Annotated in this window: 15 protein-coding genes and 4 pseudogenes; 3 read left to right on the plus strand and 16 right to left on the minus strand. The window is 38.8% G+C overall.

The annotated features are described in order from the left end of the window. Positions 1 to 338 precede the first annotated feature (338 nt). The 11 genes and pseudogenes from K3F53_RS14095 to K3F53_RS14145 form a co-directional block, all read right to left on the minus strand. Positions 339 to 665 carry an ArsR/SmtB family transcription factor gene (locus K3F53_RS14095; RefSeq protein ID WP_057900462.1) on the minus strand — a complete coding sequence of 109 codons (327 nt, stop codon included), beginning with the start codon at positions 663 to 665 and terminating at the stop codon, positions 339 to 341. Between the two features lie 108 nt (positions 666 to 773). After that, positions 774 to 2,891, minus strand: a pseudogene (locus tag K3F53_RS14100) (heavy metal translocating P-type ATPase); the annotation flags it as partial. A 412-nt stretch (positions 2,892 to 3,303) separates the two neighbouring features. Further along, complete coding sequence (locus K3F53_RS14105) at positions 3,304 to 4,254, minus strand: siderophore ABC transporter substrate-binding protein (protein WP_057900460.1); 951 nt, start codon at positions 4,252 to 4,254, stop codon at positions 3,304 to 3,306. 315 nt (positions 4,255 to 4,569) lie between these two features. After that, on the minus strand, positions 4,570 to 5,328 hold the full coding sequence (locus K3F53_RS14110; protein ID WP_057900459.1) for an iron ABC transporter ATP-binding protein: 759 nt from the start codon (positions 5,326 to 5,328) through the stop codon (positions 4,570 to 4,572). After that, a complete protein-coding gene (locus tag K3F53_RS14115; RefSeq protein WP_057900458.1) occupies positions 5,322 to 6,272 on the minus strand; it encodes an iron chelate uptake ABC transporter family permease subunit in 951 nt (316 codons plus the stop codon). The genes K3F53_RS14110 and K3F53_RS14115 overlap by 7 nt, the downstream gene beginning before the upstream one ends. Continuing rightward, positions 6,262 to 7,215, minus strand: coding sequence for an ABC transporter permease (locus K3F53_RS14120; RefSeq protein ID WP_057900457.1), 954 nt, complete (start codon positions 7,213 to 7,215; stop codon positions 6,262 to 6,264). The genes K3F53_RS14115 and K3F53_RS14120 overlap by 11 nt, the downstream gene beginning before the upstream one ends. Positions 7,216 to 7,559: 344 nt before the next feature. Next, positions 7,560 to 7,739 (minus strand): annotated as a pseudogene (locus K3F53_RS14125) (sigma factor); the annotation flags it as partial. After that, positions 7,729 to 9,342 carry a recombinase family protein gene (locus K3F53_RS14130; protein ID WP_220559057.1) on the minus strand — a complete coding sequence of 538 codons (1,614 nt, stop codon included), beginning with the start codon at positions 9,340 to 9,342 and terminating at the stop codon, positions 7,729 to 7,731. The gene K3F53_RS14130 and the pseudogene K3F53_RS14125, both read right to left, overlap by 11 nt. A gap of 355 nt (positions 9,343 to 9,697) precedes the next feature. Continuing rightward, positions 9,698 to 9,838, minus strand: a complete 141-nt coding sequence (locus K3F53_RS14135; RefSeq protein WP_220559058.1) for a hypothetical protein — start codon at positions 9,836 to 9,838, stop codon at positions 9,698 to 9,700. A 426-nt stretch (positions 9,839 to 10,264) separates the two neighbouring features. After that, entirely contained in the window at positions 10,265 to 10,750 is a 486-nt protein-coding gene (locus K3F53_RS19945; RefSeq protein WP_220559059.1) for a VanZ family protein, read from the minus strand. Positions 10,751 to 10,833: 83 nt separating this feature from the next. Further along, complete coding sequence (locus tag K3F53_RS14145) at positions 10,834 to 11,112, minus strand: hypothetical protein (RefSeq protein ID WP_220559060.1); 279 nt, start codon at positions 11,110 to 11,112, stop codon at positions 10,834 to 10,836. A gap of 125 nt (positions 11,113 to 11,237) precedes the next feature. On the opposite strand from K3F53_RS14145, the gene K3F53_RS14150 reads away from it, so the two are divergent. Further along, a complete protein-coding gene (locus K3F53_RS14150) occupies positions 11,238 to 12,416 on the plus strand; it encodes an RNA-guided endonuclease InsQ/TnpB family protein (protein ID WP_220559061.1) in 1,179 nt (392 codons plus the stop codon). A 154-nt stretch (positions 12,417 to 12,570) separates the two neighbouring features. Here the strand turns inward: K3F53_RS14150 and K3F53_RS14155 are convergent, their stop codons facing one another. Beyond that, the gene (locus tag K3F53_RS14155; protein WP_220559062.1) at positions 12,571 to 12,894 is read right to left on the minus strand and encodes a hypothetical protein; all 324 of its coding nucleotides are present in this window, start codon (positions 12,892 to 12,894) and stop codon (positions 12,571 to 12,573) included. Between the two features lie 209 nt (positions 12,895 to 13,103). Next, positions 13,104 to 13,406, minus strand: a pseudogene (locus K3F53_RS19950) (MFS transporter); the annotation flags it as partial. A 694-nt stretch (positions 13,407 to 14,100) separates the two neighbouring features. Here K3F53_RS19950 and K3F53_RS19790 point away from each other — a divergent pair. Both K3F53_RS19790 and K3F53_RS19795 read left to right on the plus strand, forming a co-directional pair. Beyond that, on the plus strand, positions 14,101 to 14,304 hold the full coding sequence (locus tag K3F53_RS19790) for a hypothetical protein (RefSeq protein WP_327875087.1): 204 nt from the start codon (positions 14,101 to 14,103) through the stop codon (positions 14,302 to 14,304). 137 nt (positions 14,305 to 14,441) lie between these two features. Next, complete coding sequence (locus K3F53_RS19795; protein WP_327860210.1) at positions 14,442 to 14,633, plus strand: hypothetical protein; 192 nt, start codon at positions 14,442 to 14,444, stop codon at positions 14,631 to 14,633. Positions 14,634 to 14,927: 294 nt separating this feature from the next. Here K3F53_RS19795 and K3F53_RS14170 read toward each other — a convergent pair. The 3 genes and pseudogenes from K3F53_RS14170 to K3F53_RS14180 form a co-directional block, all read right to left on the minus strand. Further along, positions 14,928 to 15,131: pseudogene (locus K3F53_RS14170) on the minus strand (RNA polymerase subunit sigma-70); the annotation flags it as partial. A 115-nt stretch (positions 15,132 to 15,246) separates the two neighbouring features. Continuing rightward, entirely contained in the window at positions 15,247 to 15,936 is a 690-nt protein-coding gene (locus K3F53_RS14175) for an LrgB family protein (RefSeq protein WP_057897997.1), read from the minus strand. Then, positions 15,929 to 16,315: a CidA/LrgA family protein gene (locus K3F53_RS14180; RefSeq protein WP_139184918.1), complete on the minus strand. Its 387-nt coding sequence runs from the start codon at positions 16,313 to 16,315 to the stop codon at positions 15,929 to 15,931. The genes K3F53_RS14175 and K3F53_RS14180 overlap by 8 nt, the downstream gene beginning before the upstream one ends. Positions 16,316 to 16,464: the final 149 nt, after the last annotated feature.

A 16,464-nucleotide genomic window follows, 5' to 3' on the forward strand; every position in this document is an offset into this window, starting at 1 on the left:
AGAAGTAGTAGATGGTTTGTTCCGACCCACGCCCGTAAGGGTGTGTTGCTGAATGATTCCCCTCGCAGACGACACGTGTCTGTAAGATCAGCGACAACCCGCTGATCGCCTGTTCTGCCGAGGTGGATAGTTCAGAAACCCCCACTTCAACCTATGGTAAGTGGGGGAGGTTCATACTCCAAAATAACGTGGATATACAAAGTCAGATAGTGCTTATCTCCTTTGTTTTCTTCAACACTTATGCAACGCTTCCGAAATAATATACTGAATCAAAGACAAGCGGCCGCTTTGTGTCGTTGTTTTAAGCAGATTATTTCAAGAATGAACCTCACTAATGATTAATCATGGCATGCGTGATGGATAGCCTGGCGCAGCAAATCCATCACATGCTCATCATCATGCGAGTAGTACAACATAGTTCCGGCCCGTCGGAATTTCACAAGCCTTAAGTTTTTCAGAAACCGAAGTTGATGCGAAACCGTAGACTGCAACAAGCCAAGCGCTTCTGCAATTTCACTAACAGCGCATTCTTTTTGCGACAATAAATACAAAATTCGAATGCGCGTAGGGTCTGACAATGCTTTAAATGTTTGCGAAACCATGAATAAGGTTTCCTCATCTAAATTTTCGCATGATGCTGAATTGAAGTTTTCGTTATGCTCCATCTTCTTTCTCCTTTCTTATAAAATATATATCACTTTTGATATTTCAAATTTTCTCTTCCTTCATGCTTCCCTCAACCCCCGGAAACATGTTGGAATATCCGTTTGTTTTTACTGTATATGACTCACTCTTAACACCCTCATCGAATTTAATACCGCCAGTACGGTTACGCCAACGTCAGAGAATACGGCTTCCCACATTGTCGCGATCCCAAACGCACCGAGAAGCAGGAAAAATCCTTTTACAGCCAGAGCGAATATAATATTTTGCCAGACGATTTTTCGGGTACGTTTAGCAATCGTAATGGCCGTTGCGATTTTCGATGGCTCATCTGTCATGATAACGATATCTGCCGCTTCAATTGCCGCATCGGAACCTAATCCTCCCATGGCAATTCCAACATCTGCCCTTGCCAAAACAGGCGTGTCATTAATGCCATCACCAACGAATATCAACTTTTCTTTCTGGCTTTTGTGAGCGTCTAATCTTTCGATCCATTCGACTTTATCCTGCGGGAGCAACTCAGCATATACTTCATCTACCCCTAATTGTTGACCGACTTTTTCCGCTACATTTTGCGCGTCACCTGTAAGCATGACCGTCTTTTTGATTCCTAATTGCTTTAACTGTTGAACGGCACGTCTGGCATCTTCTTTTGGTTCGTCAGAAATAACGATATATCCTTCATATGCTCCATCGATTGCGATATGAATAACAGTACCCAATGTTTCGGGATGAATAAAGTCAATTTGCTCTTTTCGCATCAGTTTTGCGTTTCCTGCAAGAACGTTTTTACCATAAATTTTTACTTTAATACCATGTCCTGAAATTTCCTCGTAGCCTTCTATAACACCTTTGTTTACATCTTTTCCGTATGCTTGCAGAACGGATTGCGCGATCGGGTGATTGGAATACGATTCCGCAAAAGCGGCATATTCTAACAGTTCATTTGCTGTTAGCTTTCCTTCGGTTTGAATATGCGTTACGTTAAATACGCCTTTAGTTAATGTACCGGTTTTATCAAAAACTACATATTTTACATCATTTAATGCTTCTAAGTAGTTGCTTCCTTTCGTAAGGATACCTTTTTTGGAAGCGGCACCGATCCCTCCGAAAAATCCGAGCGGAATGGAAACAATGAGAGCGCATGGGCAAGAAATAACGAGAAATACTAATGCCCGATATACCCAATCAGAAAAAAGCTCATTAGGAATCAACAAAGGTGGAATAACTGCCAATAATAAAGCGCCAAGCACGACGACAGGCGTATAATAGCGCGCAAATTTCGTAATAAAGTTTTCTGTTGGAGCTTTCCGGCTGCTCGCATTCTGCACAAGATCCAAAATTTTCGCCACGGTGGATTCGCCATATTCTTTTGTAACCTTGATCGTTAATACGCCATTTTTGTTAATAAATCCGCTCAATAATTCGCTGCCTGCTTCTACTTCTCTCGGAACCGATTCACCCGTTAACGCGGACGTATCAACCATAGAGCTTCCTTCGATAACTTCCCCGTCCAACGGAATTTTTTCACCCGGCTTTACAACAATAATATCATCTGTCCGCACTTCTTCAGGGGAAACGGTTTTCATCTCGCTTCCGACTTTTATGTGTGCATAATCCGGACGAATATCCATCAATGAGCTAATGGATGTACGTGAACGGTTTACTGCAATTCCTTGCAAAAATTCCCCTATTTGATAGAAGAACATCACACCGACAGCTTCCGGAAATTGCTTAATGACAAACGCACCGATTGTCGCAATGGCCATTAAAAAATTTTCGTCAAATACTTGCCCTTTCGCTATATTTTTTACGGCACGGAGTAAGACATCACCACCGACAATGACATAACTAAGCAAGAATAAAGTAAGTTCAAACGGAAGCGATAACTTTGTCAATCCGGCGATGAGCGCAATAGCTCCGCCAATCGCCAGTCGAATGAGCAACCTCTTTGTACGGCTTGTATCGTGATGACGGCTATGTTCTGTATGGGAATCTTTTGTTTTTTCAGTAATTTCTATATCCGGTTCCAGCTCGTTTATAATTGCTTTCGCCTGCTCGACTACTTTGCGGGAATTGCTTCCTTCTTTCACTTGTATCGTCAATCGACTTGATACAAAATCAACATTTGCCATTTCAACTCCAGCCAAAGCTTGAACTTTCCCCTGTATTTTATTGGCGCAATTGGCGCAATCCAACCCCTCTAACAATAATTCTTTTCTTATTGTCACAGTATTCTCCCCTCTTCTTTCCTTCATTTATATACGTACAGGCTTGTGTGAAATCTTACGTTGCATGATTATCAAAAATACATGATATTGAATATATGAGCATTTATTCATATATTTAATTATATTGTATTTTTATTTTTTGTCAATTGTTACAATTAATCACTTGCATTCAATTTCAGAAACATAATATAGATCATGCGATGTACGATATACATGTCTTTGATGTTTCGACATCTGGATAGTGAGAAGAGAGACAGGAAAAGGAACCTCTCGGCTGGTTAGGATACAAATGCTATAGTGGACGGAGCATAAAAATGCCGACATTCCTCTACGCCATTAAAATGACGAGCGTCCTGTCGGCATGAACATGAAGAAATCTCAAATCATTTGCCATCAAACTACCGTTCTATTTTATACTCGCTTCTACCTCTTTCACCATTTCTGAAACCGAAACGAGTCCTCCACCGGAAAGATACCAGTAGTTAGGGTCTAAATATACAACATGACCATTTTTATAGGCTTTGGTGTTTTTCACCAATTCATTTTCTACAACTTGTTTAGCAGACGATTGACCACCTACAACCGCTCCCCTATCGATAACAAATAGATAGTCGGGATTTTTTTCAACGATATATTCAAAAGAAATGCTCTTGCCATGAGTAGATGCTTGAATATTTTTATCGGCCGGAGTAAAGCCAAACTCATCATGAATAATACCAAACCGGGAACTTGGTCCAAAAGCGCTAACTTTGCCGTCATTCGCCAATATAATGAGGGCATTTTTGCCTGTAGCAGATGCTTTTTCTTTTAATTTTTTAACATCTTCTTTAACTTTTGCTAGTTCTTTTTCTACCTCTGACTCTTTGTTAAAAATCTTGCCTAATGTTTTAGCATTCTCTTCAAAGGATTTCATATATTTCTTTGTATCTACTCCTAAATAAATCGTTGGAGCGATTTTCTTAAATTCATCATATAATTTTGACTGTCTTCCGGAAATAATAATTAAATCCGGGTGAAGCGCATTAATTTTTTCAAAGTCTGGCTCTAGCAAGCTGCCTAAGTTTGCATACTTATCATCTTTAAATTTTGCAAGATACGGAGGAAGATGGCTTTTTGGCAAACCCGCTACTTCGATTCCTAACTTATCTAAAGAATCTAATGTACCATAATCAAAAACAACAACTTTCTCAGGATTTTTCTTTACTTTCGTTTCGCCTAATTGATGCTTGATTGTAATTTCTTCACTTTCTTTTGTCGGTTCTGATCCCTTCGACACCTCATTGGAACGATTTGAACCGCATGCAACAACAAGCGTTGCTAAAACGGCAATGATGAAAAACATAAATGCTTTCTTCATTTTTTCACCCCTACTAATTTTTTATTTAACATCGATGATGTCGCATATTCGTATACATGAGTCATACCGTAAACCATTTTATTCGTATCGCTGAAACTCATACCTTTTTCTACCAATATGTCGAAATATCAGTGTACATTCAGATGGGTATCTCTCGTAATGTTACGATGATAATAGTAATCATTACGAAATTCCTTCCATACGTATGAGTGTTGCATATGTTTAGCTTTTCAAAAGGAAAAGTTTTTTAGGGTATGACTCCTTTATACTTTTTGCGAAATCATCGAAATTAGCAAACTGAATACAATGATTTACTTAAGAAAAGTAAACGCAAATTTTATTGTCATTTATGTCCTCGATCTCAATATCCATATCATAAATTTCCTTTAATACGGAATGATCGATAATCTCATCGGTAGTGCCTTCTCTTACTATCTTCCCATCTTTGAGTGCAACGATATCATCCGAATAACAGGAGGCAAAGTTAATATCATGTATAACGATAACGATCGTTTTGCCCAATTCATCAACCAATCTTCTTAATATCTTCATAATTTGAACAGAGTGCTTCATATCCAAATTATTGAGCGGCTCGTCCAAGAGAATATACTCCGTATTTTGGGCAATAACCATAGCAATATATGCTCTTTGTCTTTGACCTCCACTTAATTGATCAAGATATTTGTTTTGTATATCCTCCAACCCCATATATCGAATCGCTTCATCAACATGTTTCCAATCCTCTCTAGAAAGTCTTCCTTGAGAATAAGGAAAGCGTCCAAAAGAAACTAATTCTCTAATCGTTAATCGAAGACCAATATGGTTGGATTGCTTTAGAACCGATATTTTCTTTGCCAAATCATTACTTTTATACTGACTAATCTCCCTATTATCTATGTAAATTTCTCCTTCATCCTTATGTATAAGGCGGCTGATCATAGATAATAGCGTACTTTTACCAGCTCCGTTCGGCCCAATAAAAGAAGTAATCTTCCCTTTGGCTATTTTTACCGATACATTGTCCACTACTTTTTTGTCGCCGTATTTTTTAGAAACATTTCTTACATCTACCATGATCGATTCTCCCTTAATAGTAGATATATAAAGTAAACGCCACCGATGAAGTTGATAATTACGCTTAATGTTGTGGAGAAGGTGAAAACTCTTTCAACAATCAATTGTCCACCGACTAATGCAATGATACTGATGAAAATTGAACCTAAAATTAAATATTTATGTTGATACGTTTTTAAAAACTCATAGGTGACATTCACTACAAGCAGTCCTAAGAAGGTGATGGGGCCAACCAAGGCCGTTGAGATTGAAATAAGGATAGCCACTACGATTAATAGCCTTCTTACAACATAATCATAATCTACCCCCAAGTTTATGGCCTGTTCTCTTCCCAGTGCCAATACATCCAAGTATTTGGTAAGCCTTGAAAAATAAACGGAAACGATGAACACAGAAATACTGGCAATTACGAGAAGATCAGTATTAATATGATTAAAACTGGCAAACATCTTATCCTGTACGATCTGAAATTCATTAGGATCGATGAGCACTTGCATAAAAGATGATAAACTTTGGAATAATGTTCCAAAAATTAAACCTATCAATAACAGAAAATAAATATTTTGCTGTTCTCTCTTAAAGAGTAATTTATATAACACTCCCGAAAACAGAATCATTAAGCCTACAGAAATCACAAAGTTAACATTACTGTTCATCATTGTTAGCGTAGCAGATCCAAATATGAAAATAACAAAAGTCTGTATTAACATATATAACGAATCTAAGCCTAATATACTCGGGGTCAAGATTCTGTTATTCGTAATGGTCTGAAATACTGTTGTCGCAAAAGCAATTGCCCCCCCGGTTAGCATAATCGCCAGCACCTTCTTTATTCTTCTCGGAAGGGCATAATCCCAATTTCCACTAAGATCTATAAATAAAAAAAGTACAATGAGTATTGCTGCAATAATAGCAAGGACACCTGTTTTAGCTTTATAACCCATATGCCTTTCTCCTCATCAGTAGATAAACAAAAATACCACTTCCTATGATTCCAACTGTAAGACTGATTGAAATCTCGTACGGATAGATAACGATACGACCGAGTATGTCACAGAACAGGACAAATACCGCCCCTAATAAAGCTGTATGAGAAAGACTTTTTTTCAAATGATCGCCTCGGTATATCGTGACAATGTTCGGGATAATAAGGCCTAGAAAAGGAATCATCCCTACTGTCAGTACTACTGAAGATGTCATTAAGGCTACAATAATCAATCCTATATTTACCACTTGCTTATAGTTCAGCCCCAAATTTTTTGAAAAATCCTCGCCCATTCCTGCTACAGTAAATTTATTGGCAAAAACATAGGCGATGATGAGCAAAGGAATACTAATATACAAAAGCTCATATCGGCCTTTCATAATCATTGAAAAATCACCTTGTAACCATGAAGACATATTCTGAATTAAATCATACTTGTAAGCAAAAAAAGTCGATATGGAGCTGATAATATTACCAAACATCAATCCTACCAACGGTATGAAAATAGTATCTTTGAATTTTATCTTCTCTAAAATTTTCATAAACAGAAACGTTCCAAGCAACGCAAAGATAAAAGCAACGAGCATCTTTTGCAAAGGACTCGCCGTCGTGAATATCATTAAGGAAACCAAAATTCCTAATCTGGCGGAATCCATCGTTCCAGCCGTAGTCGGAGATACGAACTTATTCCTGCTTAGCTGTTGCATAATTAAGCCGCATATACTCATACTTACGCCGGCAATAATAATGCTAATAAGACGAGGAAGCCTGCTTACCAATAAAATTTGAGCTTTATCGTCCGTCAAATCAAAAATATCTAAAGGTGATATATCTTTTACACCAATAAAAATAGAAATGAATGACAAAACAATGAGTGTAATAAATAAATATCTTTTTTTCATGACTTTCCCTTTTCTTTTGGTAACTGGTAAGTTTTATGTATGGAATTCATGCTATGATAGAGCAAAATTAGAGATAATGATATTCATTATCATTATTGTTCGCAATTAATATTATAGCATGTCATTGGAATAGATCAACACTGTTCGACATAGCACATCTAAAGAAATGCACACGCATCACACGCTCGTTACGGTAAAGCGCAGAAGCAGAGTTTTATTTTTCGTTAGTGTTTTGCATGTCTGCTTACGCTTATTTTATCGTGGCCATTCATACACGATGATTCACAATGACGATGGGGAATGTTAAGATAAAAAAGAAAAGAAGGGCCTAGTTAACTCCCCTCTCTTTTATGCACTGCTATTGACATTAGAATCTCATTTTCAATGCACCGTGCGGCATATGTAGCTAGTTTTGTTCCTTTGCTTTTCTTGTAGCTTTCGATGGCTTTGATGAGACCGATAGTGCCGATGGAGATAAGGTCTTCGCTGTCTTCCCCTGTGTTTTCAAATTTCTTAAGGTTGTGTCTTCAAACGGATGCTGCTCGATCCGAACAATTCTTCCAGTGCCCCGACGATTTTCACCTCAAATTCTCCGGCTTTTGTATAGTCAATTAGAATTTGATCAACCAGCTTCTCGATAATATAACGCCTTTCCTCAAATGCCAAGGCATCTTTTGATGTTAGCAGCTTCTGCGCTGCTTTTATCATTTCTTCTATTCTTTCTTTTGTTAAAGCATTATTCTTCTTTGTTTCAATTAGTGTTTCATATTTTTTTATTTCGCTTTCGATTTCTTTTAATTCCCGGTTTAATTTTTCAATATCTTTTTTCATCGCTTCCTGATCAATCAAATCTTCTAAAAACATATATTTTACTTTTTCTTTCTGCTTTTCCTTATCATGAAGCCGTCTTTTTTGCTTTTCTATTTCTGTATGAAAATCATGCTGATTTGTATCCAGATTTTCTTTCAGTTGGAAGCGATAGTCCTCAGGATCAGATAAAGTTTCTACAATTAAATTCCAGATGTATGCTTCAAATTCATCTGCTCGTATAGAAGGAGCGATGCATTTTTTTACTTCGGGACCGTATTTTTTTGGTGCTAGGTTCGGACAACGGTATGCTAAATATTTCTTTCTTTCTCCTGTTTCTTTGTTAATGCGCCCGCTGTATGCTGTGGCTTCCCAAGTTCTTCCACAACTACATTTGATTAATCCTTTCAGTAAATACTGATACTTTACATTACCTGCCCTGCGTGTATTTTTATCTTTCTGCACCTGTGCCATATCAAATAAAGACGGGTCAATAATTGCAGGGACTTCAATGCAAATCCAATCAGATTCATCTCGATACTCATACGTTTTTTTAGGCTTTCCTGTCTCCGTACGTTCTCCACGAACTTTTTTCGTTTTTCGGCGATTATAATAGAACTTTCCTATATAAATCTCAGAAGTCAAAATACGGCGAATTGAGCTTGCACTCCAGTTTGGGCTCTCTTTCCGCTTGGGAATTGCGCCCATCTTATAAAGTTTTTCGCCGATTTCGCGTAACGTTAAGTTATCAAATACATACCAGCGATAAATTTTTCGTACAAACTCGGCTTCCTGTTCATTAATAACAAGTTTGCTCTCCAGCCAATCATATCCATATGGCGCGACTCGCATAGGCATAATTTTTTTATCTTTTTCTACTGCCTGTAATCGACCTCGAATGGTTCTCTTTTTAATTAACGCAAGCTCATAAGCTGCGATAGCGGAAATAATATTAAAGAATAAAATGCCTTCAGGCGTTTTGGAAAACTCCGTATCGGTAAAAATAAGTTCTGCGCCATTCTTCTCGAATTCACGACAGACAATAAGTTTGTCTGTCATATCACGACTCAAACGGTCAGGATGTGTAATAATAATATGCGTAATTATTCCATCGGCAACATCGTGACGTAATTTAGTCATAGCAGGACGAATATCAATGTCCTCCCCTGTCATCCCTTCTTCACGATATACCTGTATCTGTTCATCCGAAAAGCCAAGTTGTTTTGCTTTATTCATGCAAAGTTTAACCTGGCTATCAAGACTTGTTCCTTCTTCAACTTGTTGCCCTGTGGAGACACGAGCATAGATTCCAGCTTTCATAACTACATCCCTTCACATTTAAAATAAATATATTTTTATTATAATTATGAAAAGATGTTATTTATTACGAATCGAGTAGGAGGGGGTGACTAGCCCCCGTCCTCTCACACCACCGTACGTACCGTTCGGTATACGGCGGTTCATTATGTACGCCGCAAGGCGTTGTACCGTTCCTCCTTGCGTGAGCGAAAGGTTCCATTTGTGCCGAAGGCACACTCTGCCCTTCCGAAGTCCCCCGTGGAATTCACCACATCCTCCTTCGGATAAGTCCATACGGATTGTCTGCCTTCATCGCGTGTCTTCGAACGCCTGGTCTTTCGTTCTCCATAATGTTCGGCCCTTCCATGTTATGTCGTCACATGGCCTGTACTATGACCTCTGCTGACTTCTGTCTGTTCAGCTCATTCTCGCGAATGAGGTTACCAAGGATACTCGGCCTATCAGACAGACCTCCCCGGGTAAGAGCGCCATCTTCCCCTCCATCTACCTGCCTCATTTACCTTCGCTCGCCTTCGACAGTATGGACTTCGCCTTGTTGTGCAGGCTCATCCAACGAACGCTGGCCTTATATGAGATTCGTGTTCCTCAGGCCGGAGGTTTGCCGCCGGCTTCCTTCAGATTCGACATCACGGTCGACACCCTTTCCACAAGCTAATGGCTACTACTGCCTTCGCCACTCGGGACTTGAACCCTAGAGATGACGCCCATGCCGGGCACACACAATAAAACCCAACTGGCATTCAGTTGGGTTTTTCGAGGACTTTCTGTAGGAGAAAATGAATAACCTGTCTCTTCGCTTCCATTGCTTGCTGGCTCATTTGCTTTGTATTCGAATGCGAGATATAAACGAAGCGAAACGTTTTTCCCCTCTTCTTGTTGATACTTATCACCTCAATATACGATATGAGGTGATAAGATTGTCCTATGAAATATTTATTCTTCCTGAGCTCCCATGATGTTTATCAGGTATGCGCTTTGAGCTTATATAAAACTTTAAAATCCTTAATAAAAGAATACCTATTAAAGTCCCTAAAGTATTTAAAATTAAATCATTAATATCAAATATACCGTATCCTGTATAATATTGTATTGTCTCAATAAATAAAGAGAATATTATTCCACTTGCTAGAGTAAGTAGTATAGTTCTTACTTTAAAAGTACTTTGCTTTTTTATTAAAATAAATAATATACTGAATGGGAGAAAGAGAACTACATTTCCTAGGTAGTTTTTTAGTAGATACGTTCGAGATTGAGCGTTTAATTCACTGAATAAAGTGATTGTTAAATTCGGATATCTCTGATCTTGAGGAAGCTGAAACGAATATTTTGATAAAATCGTTATATATATAACGGATAGTATGTATACAATAAATATGAAAATAAAAATTATGCGTCTTTTACTTTTCATTTTATCTCTACTTTCTATAAGAGATTTAATGTAAAAAGGAAACTTTAATTTAAAGTCTCCTTTTTACGATATTATTATATCTTTCATTGTTCCCATACGGAACCATTACCTGTTATATCGCCATTCTGTTCACGATCAGTCCAGGTTAATCTATGTTTACTCATGTAAAAATAATAGGTTCCTCCTGCTTTTAGATCCTTAAAAGTCCCTGTTTGTTCTCCTGCCCCGATGTCATAAACTACAGTACCATAGCTTTTTCCATTACCATAAAGAGTAATAGTATAATAATCGTAGTCAGTACCACTCCACTTTTTTTCTGTTTCTGGTGAAACCCAAGAAGCTGCGGAAGTGATTTTTAACATAACACGCGAGAAGTCCCCTTCCTCCACGCCTCCGGCGTAGGCGGGGGATGAATCGCGCTTCTTTTTCCCTTCTATTCGTTGTATACTAGGAATGTACGTTCGTAGTGAAAAAGAAGGGGATTCAAATGATTCGAACCGCAAAAGTCGCTTTTACCGCATCCCGCTCCACCATAGATGCCCTGTTTGCCTTAAATCGCTTCTCGGCAGAGGTGTGGAATACGTGCTTGGCTGAAGCGAAAGTCTACCACCAGCAAACCGGGCAGTGGATCGGTAAAACCGAACTACAAAAACGCTTGAAGCGTCGTTTCCCGATGCACAGCCAGAGCATACAAGCTGTGTGCCACAAATATCTTTGGGCGCGAGATAGCGCACATCAGGCCCGAAAGGAAGGGTACACGAACGTCCGCTATCCATATAAGCAAAAGAAGTATTTCAACACAAAGTGGGCGGCAGACGGTTTTACCATTCATCCCAACGGGCGCATTTCGTTGCGTCGCGGCATCTGGGAAGGCAAGCGTCAAGCACCGCTCGTTGTTCGTGTGACTCAGTTACCCGCTGGAACTATAAAAGAGATTGAACTCGTCTACGACCGGGGCCTGCATCTGTGTCTTACCTACGACGATGGCAAGAAAGCACCGAACCCGCCGGGTTCGCATACATGCGCCATTGACCCGGGTGAAATTCATACGCTTGCAGCCGTCGCAACAACTGGAGACAGTCTCATTGTGACCGGACGAAAAATCCGAAGCATTCACCGCCTGCGTAACAAGAAGCTTGCAGAGCTTCAGCGAAAAATGAGCAAGTGCCAGAAATACAGCCGCCAGTGGAAGCGGTACAATCGAGCCAAACAATATCTTCTTTCTAAAAGTAAACGCCAGTTACAGGATGCCTTGCACAAAACGACGAAACAGTTTGTCGAGTGGGTGGTCGCCCAGCAAGTGAACGAAGTCTACCTTGGAGACGTCGAAGGCGTCCAGCGAAAGAAGAAAAAGAAACGTTCTCGCTGCCACAATCAGCGAATGAGCCAGTGGCAGGTTGGGAAAGTAAAGAAGTACCTAACGTACAAACTGAAGGCGAAAGGCATCATGCTCCACAAGCGCGAGGAACGCTATACATCGCAAACCTGTCCGGTTTGCGGGGCGAAAAAGAACGTGCGTGGGCGTATGTATCGCTGTTCGTGCGGCTATACCCAACATCGGGACATTCACGGTGCGGCGAATCTACTGTCCAAAGTGTTGTATGAAAACCGGATTCAGTCCTTGCCGTTTGAAATTCAGAAACCCACGTATCTACGGATCGCCTAAGCGAGAAGTAGTAGATGGTTTGTTCCGACCCACGCCCGTAAGGGTGTGTTGCTGAATGATTCCCCTCGCAGACGGCACGTGTCTGTGAGATCAGCGACAACCCGCTGATCGCCTGTTCTGCCGAGGTGGATAGTTCAGAAACCCCCACTTCAACCTATGGTAAGTGGGGGAGGTTCATTGTAGTTTTATTAACCTTAAAATCTCTAGATTTAAGATTAGAATCAAAAGTAAAAGGGAATGTAAAGATCTGGGTAGCGGCTGCTAATTCTTTGTTTGTATTTTCCTCGGGAACAGCTCGTTTTATCCCGTTAACTTTCATATCATTTTCAATTTGTTTATAAATTTTTTCTCCTTCTTCTCTACTAACAGGTATTAATTGCATTACATTTTCATTTTGCGGGATTGTTTGGGCAGAAACTGAAGTCATTAGTCCAGTCATAGTTAAAGCTGTTAAACTAGCCAAAACAATTTTTTTCATACAGCACCATCCCATATTTTTACTTGTTAATATTTTCTATTATACTGTGTTTTTTTTATTTATCTATGTGTCTAAGAGATTAATCAAATCAAAACTTTATAGTAAAAAAATAACAAATTTAATAAGATGAACACAAAATTAGTAGATAAATATCCAAAGATTAAACCTGCTAATATAGGGCCAATTACATTACCTAAGAATATACAGGACTAATTCATACCCGTTATCTTACCAAAATGTTCGCCTGATGAATTCATTTTTAATACACCTACTACGGTAGGAGAAATTGATGCAATAAATAGACCTTGTACAAACCGAGTAATGTATAAAAAATTAATGCTCTTTATAAAGTAAAGTAAACCAATAGCTAATTCAGCCATAAGCATACACAAGGATAATAATCTGGTTTGCTCTAACCGATCAGCTATTTTACCCCAAAACGGAGATACAATAGAACCAATTAAAAAAGCAACAGAAAATATAGCTCCGGTCCATAATGATAAAGATTTGCTGTCACTAACTCTTAATTCCTTTAAAAAACAGGAAGTACTAGTAACAGCAAACTCATCGCACTTGAAGTAAGAATATTACAAAACCAAAGTATTTTTACATTTTTCCATCGAGTATTATCAATATTATTTTATTATTTTAAATTACATTTTTATTAAAAATAATTTGATAATAAATACGATAAACAGCTTGAACACAAAAAAACAAGATTCTAGTCCATTTTCGGTTTTTTCTTTATTAGACGTAGGGAGACATGGTCTGCGATCAGCAGTAGATATAAAAATGATTTAGAACACATTAAACAATTAGCATATATTTGATAAGCGGAAGGTCTTAGGATTTATTGATGAAAATGATCAGCGTGTAAAGAAACGATGGGGTTCTCTACACGCTGGAAACCCGTTAGGATTTATTTCGCATAAAAATTTTTGAATAGTTTACACTAATCTCCTATAAAAAGTGCAAAACTTATTCTGAAACTTTCCTAGCATAACCTTAGCTTGATAGCGATGTGGCTGTACCCATTACCTAAGCTGATGGATGTGTTGTTTGGGAGGTATACTCAAAAATATCACCATATCAATAAATATACAAGTTATATAAATCTAACTTGAATCTTCAACTTTTGTGTAATGGACGGAAATTTTGTCCATACTGCTCCTAAAAACCTACGATGGTAAAGGAGCGGAATGAAGAATGAAGCGAGTAAAAATTACGAACACTCATGGCTGGACAGTCAAAACATTACGAAAACAGGAACGGAAAGTCAAAGATCCTGCCTTACGGGCGCGTGTCATGGCGGTTCGTCTTATCATGGAAGGCGATCTTGGAAAAGAGGTCGCCGCCATGCTCAATCTTCATCATCAATCTATCTCTACCTACGTCGCTATTTTTAACTAGGGTGGTTTAGACACTTTGCTAGAGCGGAAAAAATCGCCTGGAAAAGAATCCTATCTGACAGAAGAACAACAGGTGGAATGGAAACGAATCATTTTAGAAAGCACTCCTACCGAACAAGGAATGGGCATGTATGCTTTATGGGATACCAAATGTTTTTGAAAGAGAAATTCGGCGTTTCTGTGACCCATGTCGGCATTCTGAAAAAGCTTCGTCGATTGCGTCTTCGTTATACACGCTCTACCTATACACTGGCGAAAGTCGATACAAAAAGGCGGGAAGCTTTTGTCACACAAATGAACATGATAAAAAAACTTGATCACAGAGGATAAGGTTCTGCTTTATGAAGATGAAAACCACATTCGTTCCTATCAAGCCCTGCGCTCTACATGGGCAGAAGTAGGGAAACAGAAACAAATTCCTACTTACTGTTACTCTTGTTTTCTCTGGTTTTCCCTTAATTTTAAGAAATATAAATTCATTTAATATTTGTAAAAATCTATAAAAAAACAAGGTGCGGAGCACCTACAGGCTGTCAAAAAAGTCTCGGTAGCTTTTTTATTTTTTACTATTCAAGTTATGAGCACCGAAAGGTGCCTTTTGTATACTTTCGTTTGAGTTCACAATCTCTTGACGATATGAGCCACCAAACGCAGATTGTGTTCAATCAACCTGTTTCGCGCATGCTTATCTCCTTCTGCCATTCGTTCCAGATACATATTTTCTTCTTCTTCACTTAACGGTTGCGGAAACGCATTATTTTTGATGTATGACACGAACAGCATCAAGTCTCTGAAAAACATCGTGATTACCGTAAGTAACCCTGCCATCGCGTTCACCCCCAGATTATTCGCCCTTATCTTCAGCCTATGAGGCGAACGCCTATCGCGTGCCTGTACGTTGTTCAGATGTAAGCTTAATTTTTTCGTAAAAAAACAAGTGGTTTCACTTTGTAAGCCACGGAATCACAAACGGGGCAAGAAAAGAAACGAAAATTCCGTTGAGCCCCATAGCTACTCCAGCGATCGCTGCCTGAAGCTCCCCCTCTGCTGCGGCTTGCGCAGTTCCGATCCCATGAGCCTGCGTGCCAAAGGCAAGCCCTCTAGATAAAGGATGATAAATCTTCATTTTATTCATAATCCAAGGACCTGTCATGGCCCCTACCATTCCTGTTAATATTACAAAAATAGCGGTCAGAATCCCATCTCCGTGAATGATTGAAGCCACCTCGATAGCAATAGGGGTCGTGATAGTTTTTAAACTCATGGAACGAATAATTTCAGACGATAGATGCAGGCTTTTTAACAGAAAAACGGTCACCATTATACTAACTAGGGAGCCGGCTAACAACCCTGCAAATGAAGGAATGATATTTCGAAATAAAACTTCTCGGTTTTGATATAACGGGATAGCAAGTGCCACTGTAGCAGGACCCAAGAAAAAAGCCAAAACATCCTTTGTGATCTGGTATTCCGTGTAATGAATGTTACTGCATACAAGAACAAAAATAATGAGTAAAGTGCTTACAAACACCGGGTTGGTAAAAGGGGAAGAATATCTTTTATTTAAGAACAGACTCCACATATAAGCTCCAGCCGTTACTGCAAAAGTATATAACGCGATTAATTTATCCATATCGTCGCTCTCCCCTTTGTAGATATTCTTCTTGCTTATGTTCTTTTTTATGGATGAGAAATTGAGAAATACCCCCAGTTGTGTAAATTCCGATCCATAAACTTATCAAAATAAGAAGCAAAAAAATCCAGCCTTGATGTAAAAAAAGATGCCCATAATTCATTAATCCCACCGCAATCGGAATAAAAAAGAGAGATAAATGCTTTAACAAAATGGAAGAACCTTCTTTAACCCAATGTAATGGTACAGCTCCCATCATTAATAAAAGAAAAAGAAGTAACATCCCGATCAAATTTCCGGGTAAAGGAAGACAGGAAACCTCAACGATGAGATTTCCCAGTTCATTAAGCCCGCACAAAAATAAAATTTGAATGGACATCCGAAGGGCCAATCGAATCTTCCCCTTCACATCTCCCACCCCTATCTATAAATTTAAGTAATATTTATCATTTGGATTTTTACTTTAAATATAAAAACTTCAGGATAGGGCGCAAACCCTATCCTGAAAGCAAACCAATATCCAGGCAA

The organism is Aneurinibacillus thermoaerophilus (genome assembly GCF_019603355.1).
In the GTDB taxonomy this organism is placed as follows: domain Bacteria; phylum Bacillota; class Bacilli; order Aneurinibacillales; family Aneurinibacillaceae; genus Aneurinibacillus; species Aneurinibacillus thermoaerophilus.